Annotated in this window: 4 protein-coding genes; 1 reads left to right on the top strand and 3 read right to left on the bottom strand. The window is 60.3% G+C overall.

Annotated elements, in window-relative coordinates:
• Positions 1-365: 365 nt before the first annotated feature.
• Positions 366-3,509, bottom strand: coding sequence for an efflux RND transporter permease subunit (locus ACR0D8_RS22115; RefSeq protein ID WP_480649689.1), 3,144 nt, complete (start codon positions 3,507-3,509; stop codon positions 366-368).
• Positions 3,510-3,521: 12 nt separating this feature from the next.
• Positions 3,522-4,586, bottom strand: coding sequence for an efflux RND transporter periplasmic adaptor subunit (locus ACR0D8_RS22110; protein WP_480649688.1), 1,065 nt, complete (start codon positions 4,584-4,586; stop codon positions 3,522-3,524).
• 183 nt (positions 4,587-4,769) lie between these two features.
• Here ACR0D8_RS22110 and ACR0D8_RS22105 point away from each other — a divergent pair, with 183 nt between their 5' ends.
• Positions 4,770-5,411, top strand: a complete 642-nt coding sequence (locus ACR0D8_RS22105) for a TetR/AcrR family transcriptional regulator (protein ID WP_480649687.1) — start codon at positions 4,770-4,772, stop codon at positions 5,409-5,411.
• Positions 5,412-5,510: 99 nt separating this feature from the next.
• Here ACR0D8_RS22105 and ACR0D8_RS22100 read toward each other — a convergent pair whose 3' ends face one another.
• Complete coding sequence (locus ACR0D8_RS22100) at positions 5,511-5,942, bottom strand: Lrp/AsnC family transcriptional regulator (RefSeq protein ID WP_480649686.1); 432 nt, start codon at positions 5,940-5,942, stop codon at positions 5,511-5,513.
• Positions 5,943-6,000 lie beyond the last annotated feature (58 nt).

Raw genomic sequence — 6,000 nt, 5'->3', positions numbered from 1 at the left:
TACAATTGATCCCCCGGATCAATTGCTTAACGTCTTCACCTCGTCAGGCTCATAACCCGAAGGGCAGTACGGCAAACCCTCCCACAGAAACCAAGCTTTCTCAACGAAAGCAAAGCATTAAAGATCGGAGCAAGCGGCAACACCGCTGCCCGCTTATCTCTCTGGAAGCACTGTGGAAGCAACCCGGATGGCAGAAGGCAGAACCTTCATAGCCTTCGCTGGTAGTAGCCAGACGTGGGCAACTGAGAAACCTCACCGGCTAAAGCGTAAGGTTCCATCAAGGCTTTGAGAAACCGTAGTAGGTGTCCCCGAGCACCGGCAGCGCCAATTCGCCCTGATAAGACGAAATATAGTACTAGATAAAGTCACAGTGCGGCCATAGGAACGATAGCCCCTCCAGTCCGTGAGTGTAGCTCGTCGGTTGAACGTTCGCCGGGTTGGCGCCATCGGAACATCAGGGCAAACACCGTCGGCGTGAAATAGAAGGACACGACGGTCGACAGCAAAACGCCTCCGGCGATAGCCACTGCGAAGGGGGGCCAGAAGGCGCCGCCGTCCAGGATCAGGGGAAGGAATCCGCCGAAAGTCGTGACCGTAGTCGAAATAATGTGACGGCTGGAGCCGGTCACCACGCGGGCGATGGCGGCCTGATCTCCGCGGCTTGCCCGTGGGTCTTGTTGCAAACCTGTCAGAATGATGATCGCCGCGTTTATTGAGACTCCGATCGAGCCGATGACCCCGATGATAGCCTGAATGCCGAAGGGGAACTGCATGACTGCCAGAGACAGCATCGACAGGCCGGCCGACAGGACGCAGACAATCAACGTTACCACGGTCAGTCGGAACGAGTTGTAGGTCAGCACGATGGTCGCAATGGACAGCGTAACAATCAGCCCGACCGATGCCATCAGGTTACCGACCGTGTTCGAGCGGGCATCGCTGTCACCACCCAGAGACATCGTATAACCTTGCGGAAGCGCGAACCCCGCCGCGTCCAGCGCCAGAAGAACGTCCTGCAGCGCTTCTTCCGGCAGCACACCGGGGATAATGAAGGCCTGAATAGTGTTTTCGCGAACGCCATACGTCCGGGTGATGACACTTTCCGCGGGTTCGATGACGGGCTGGGCTAACTCTGACAAGGGTAAGGCGGGAAAAGCCCCGGTTGCCGACACGGCCGCCGCATTGGGCAGGAGAATGGGCATACTGACGATTTCACTCAGGTCAGATCGCACCTGGTCACCCAATCGCACGCGCACGGGCAACTGCTCGGTCCCTTCGATCAGCGATCCTCCGGTGACGCCGACCAGAGCGGTGTCCAACTGTCTGGCAATGTCCGCAACGTCCAGACCCAGCAGGCGGGCCTTGACCTCGTCTATTTCAAAGCGGATCTGGGGGTTGCCGCCGTTAACGCTGGCACGGGCTTGGGTCACGAGATCAAGATTGGCCATGACCGCACGCACTTCGCCACCCAAACTGCGCAGGACGGAAATGTCCTGACCCTGAATTTTGACCTCGACCGGGGCAGCAACCGGAGGCCCCTGCACCAGGTTGCGCACAATGATCTGGGCATCGGGGAATTCGATGTCGAGACGGGCCTGCAGGGTGCCAACGAGGCGCGCGGCGTCCTCAGCGGTTTCCGTCGTGATCATGGCCTGTGCGAACCCGGGCTCGCGCGCGCGTTTGCCGACAATGTTGTAGTAGAAGGCCGGACCGGATTCGCCGACGGTCCAATAGACGCTGCGAACGCCGATATCGGCCAGCAGAATATCGTCGATCCTGCGGGTAGTGCGGGTGGTGGTTGCGATTGACGTTCCGCCGGGCATATCCACTTCGATGTAGAACTGGTTGCGATCCACGCCCGGAAAGAACTGCGCGGTCAGGGTCGGGAAGGCCGCAAATCCCAAGACCGGCAACACCAGCGCCAGTGCGATGGACCGCAGCGGGTTGGCGACGGAAAGCCGGATGGAGGCCTCAAATAGCCGGGCCAGAGCCGGGATCGTGATGCCCCGGCTCAGCATTCCTGCATCCGGTTTGTTTGACAGCATCCAACCTGCAACCGCAGGCGTGACTGTCAGCGCGACGATCAGGGACCACACAAGCATCAGAACAACGGCGATGGCGATCGCGCCGACGAAATCCCCGGCGGGACCGGGCAGCAGGATCATCGGCATAAAGGCCAGTGCCGTCGTGACAGTGGATGCCAAAAGCGGCGCCGTCAGACGGCGCACCGCGTCCCGCACGGCATCGACACGCGCCATGCCTGCCTGCAACCGGCGGCGAATTTCGTCGGTCATCACAATTGCGGCGTCAACAAGCAATCCCAGTGCCACGATCAGGCCGGTCACCGACATCTGGTGAATGGGCAGGCCGATCATGTTCATCGTCGCCAGCGTCGCCAACGAAACGACCGGCAAAACCAGTGCAACGATGGCGGCAGCGCGAACACCCAGCGTTACGAACAGAACAGCCACGACCAGAGCAACACCGATTGCCATGTTGATCCCGACCTCGGTCAGGCGATCCGTCGTGTACTGGCTTTGATCGAAAAGCAGTATCTCCTGCACGCCAAGGGGAACCGACGCGGCCCCGCTTTCAAGCTCGTCACGCAGATAACCGGTCCAGCGGTCGATCTGCACGCCGTCCTGCGCCAGGACACCGACCAGTACGGCGGGCATGCCGTTGGCGAAGGCTATCGAGGACTGCGGGTCGCGGGGGCCCCGATCCACGCTGGCCAGGTCACCCAGCAAGACCACTGCACCTTCGCGGCTTTCGCGCAACACGATGTTCCGGATCCGGTCCAGCGTTTCGATTTCTCCGCTGATGTTGATGGTCAGGTCAACGTCGGATTGCAGCCGCCCTGACTGGATCTTGCCGTCCGCCTCGACGATCCGCTGCGATATCTCGGCAGCCCCGAGCCCCAGCGCAGCGGCCCTGTCCATATCGACGCTGACCAGAACTTCTTCTTCCGGCTGTCCAAAGTAATCCACCGCACGGGTGGCGGGGATGGCGCGCAGCCTGTCACCCAGAGCTTCGGCATGGCGCGACAGCAGCGTCACGGGGTAATCCGGGTTTTCCGCTGCTACCGCGATAACGGCCGAATAGGCGGAAATGCCTTCGGCGTCGAACTCGGGCGGCAGAACGCCGGCCGGAAATTTCCGGCTCGCGTCACCCACAGCATCCCGGGCCTCGGCCCAGACTTGTTCGATGGTCGTTTCGTCGAGCGTTTCCAGCAATTCGACCGATACGACCGAGACACCGGATCGCGACACGGAACTGATTTCGTCAACTTCGGCGATCTTGCGAAGCTCTTCTTCGATTTCGGCTGTGACAAGGGCTTCGACCCTCTCCGGGTCAGCGCCGGGATATTGGGTGGTCACAGTCGCAAAGAGGTTGGTGATTGTCGGGTCTTCCTGCCGTCCAAGCGACAGGAACGACGAAAGCCCCGCGGATACCAGAACCAGTACGATTAGCGCGACAAGCCGTGGGTGGCGAAAAGTGAGCGTTTCCATTGGCCTGCTCCGTTACCCATCCGTCCCGAATGCAACCCGCTGACCAACGGTTACGCGCTGAGGACCCTGATCTATCAGGACAGTTCCGTCGGGAAATTCACCGCGGACGAAAACACGGTCGTTCTGTGCGTGCAGCACTTCGACACTTGCCACCCGCACCGTCTTGTCTGCGTCAGCAACCAGCAGCGTCCATTGCCCGCGCGCGCCTTCTTTCAGCGCGGTCGTCGGGACCCAGGTCCCGGTGCTTTCCACCGGTTCGCCGATGTGGACGCGCGCGGTCTGCCCAAAGGCTACGTCAACGCCCCCAATCAGATCAAAAAGCGCGGTTCGTGTCCGTGTCAGCGGATCGATATCGGGTCGCAACGTCGCCAGACGGGCCGGGTGGCGGGTACCGGCGATTTCAACCTCGACATCGGACAAAAGTGCCGGGTCCACATCCAGCGGAATTCCGATCCGAACCTGCGGAGATACGATTTCGACCATCCCCAGCACCAGATCACCGGGCTGCAAGGTTTCCCCGCCATCGACATGGCGGGCGGTAATCCGGCCTGCGAACGGAGCCTTGATCCCGGACTTTTCGATCCTCACAGTCACGTCACGCAAGGCGGCGTCAAGCTCCCCCATCCGCGAAAGCAATTCGTCTTGCCGTGCCACAGCCTCGTCCAGACGCGCCTGGCTCGTAAAGCCCTGTTCAATAAGTCCGGCGTTTCGCTCGACCGTCTTTCTGGCAAAACCCAGCTGCGCCGCAATGGCGTCCCGCGAAGCGGTCAGCCGGTCCTGTTCAACTTCGAGCAGGACGATATCCAGTGTGGCCAGCCGCTGGCCCCGCGCAACCTCGTCACCTTCGTCCACCAGAATTTCTTCGAGCGTGCCATTCAGTTCGAAGGAAATATCGGCAGCGCGCTGCGGTTCAACCTGACCGATGAACACCCGATCGACGACATAGGCGTCTTCCTGCCTGATCGGCGTCACGGAAACCGGGGTCACGGCCGCTGCGTCAGGCGCAGGAACGGCTTCGGCCCTGCGCGAAAGTTCCGAGGCCCCGAAATAGACGGCAGCTGCCGCAACAGCAAACACACTGGCTGTCACCCCCAACCGCAAACCTACGCGAAAAACGCTGGAAAACAGGCTTCTCTTGGTTCGCGAGGAACGGTTCTTTTCTCGATCCGGCATTTGGCAACCTCAGCAAGTTAGCATCTCTAACATATGTTAGCGCTGCTTACTTTGACAAGGGGAACGTGATCTGCCACATCTTTAACCATGACGAGCACACAAAAAATTCATAAGTCCGATGATGGATCGCGGCACCCATCGGTAGGAAAAAAATCCTATCATCACGGTGATCTTCGCGCCGCGCTGATCGAAGCCACGCGGCAGTTGGTCGAGGAGAAGGGACCGGACAGGTTTTCGGTTTCGGATGCGTGCCGGCTGGCCGGTGTCTCGACCGCCGCGCCCTATAAACACTTCAGCGATAAGAAGGAAATGCTTGTTACTACCGTTCTGGAGGGCATGGCCAGGCACCGCGAGAACATGCTTGCCGCACTGGAAGGAATTCCCGAAGGGTCACCCGAGCGCATTACCGCGATCGGTATGGAATACGTCTCATTCGCGCTGCGCGAGCCGGGGATTTTCTGTCTGAAATTCGGCGGGTTCACCGACCGGATCGCCGATCCACGGCTGGAGGAAGGCGGCCAACAAAGCTTTGGTATCCTGCTGTCCGAAGTCGCAAAATGTCTGGGTGAGCCGGGAATCACTGATGAGGTACGCCGCCGTGGGTTCCTGTTGTGGAGTTTCGTTCACGGTCTGTCGTTCATCCTGCGCGACCAGGGGCTTGCGGAAAAGGGCGAAGAATTCGATTTGCACGATCTGCTGGAAGACGTGTCCGCCAGAATGCTGAGCTGAGGTTCGGTTACAACTCACCATTATTCTCCAGCCAGACCCGCACGGGTGCCGCCGAATATCGCGGGATTACCCTGAAGATGGCCGTTGTTCCCCGCCGCATCACAGCTCTACCAACCGCTCCTCGACGGGTGAGGATTGCACGATTGAGGAATTGGTCGCACCGAAGGGAACGATCCGGTCGATGACGGCTTCCATTTCTGCAACGTCGCGGACATGGGCGCGGGCGACAAAACAGTCCTCACCCGATACGCGGTCGCACGAGACGATCTGCGGAGTGTCCCGAATGGCCTGAACCATGTCCTGCATCGCGCCCGGCAGCGGCCGTGCCCGTATCAGGAGTGTCAGCCCATATCCGAGCCGGGCCGGATTGATCCGCGCGCCGTAGCCCGTGATGATGCCCGTGTCCTCCAGGCGACGCACCCGGTCTGCAACGCTGGGGGCGGACAGTCCGACACGGCGGGACAGTTCCGCCCGGGGAATGCGCGCGTCCGCGCAGAGCTCACGCAGAATAGCGGCATCGATACGGTCCAAGATGGGCTCTTTGGATCGAAGGGAAAAGCCACCGCGTGCCTTCGTTTCAGGTCCATTT

The sequence above is a fragment of the Ruegeria sp. BG10 genome (genome assembly GCF_056538575.1).
The sequence above is the reverse complement of the archived record's forward strand: the minus strand, read 5'-3'. Positions and strand labels throughout refer to the sequence as shown.

Bases quoted from the DNA above. Each gene is read 5' to 3' on its own strand.
- ACR0D8_RS22115 (WP_480649689.1), bottom strand. From the start codon at position 3,509: ATGGAAACGCTCACTTTTCGCCACCCACGGCTTGTCGCGCTAATCGTA.
- ACR0D8_RS22105 (WP_480649687.1), top strand. From the start codon at position 4,770: ATGACGAGCACACAAAAAATTCATAAGTCCGATGATGGATCGCGGCAC.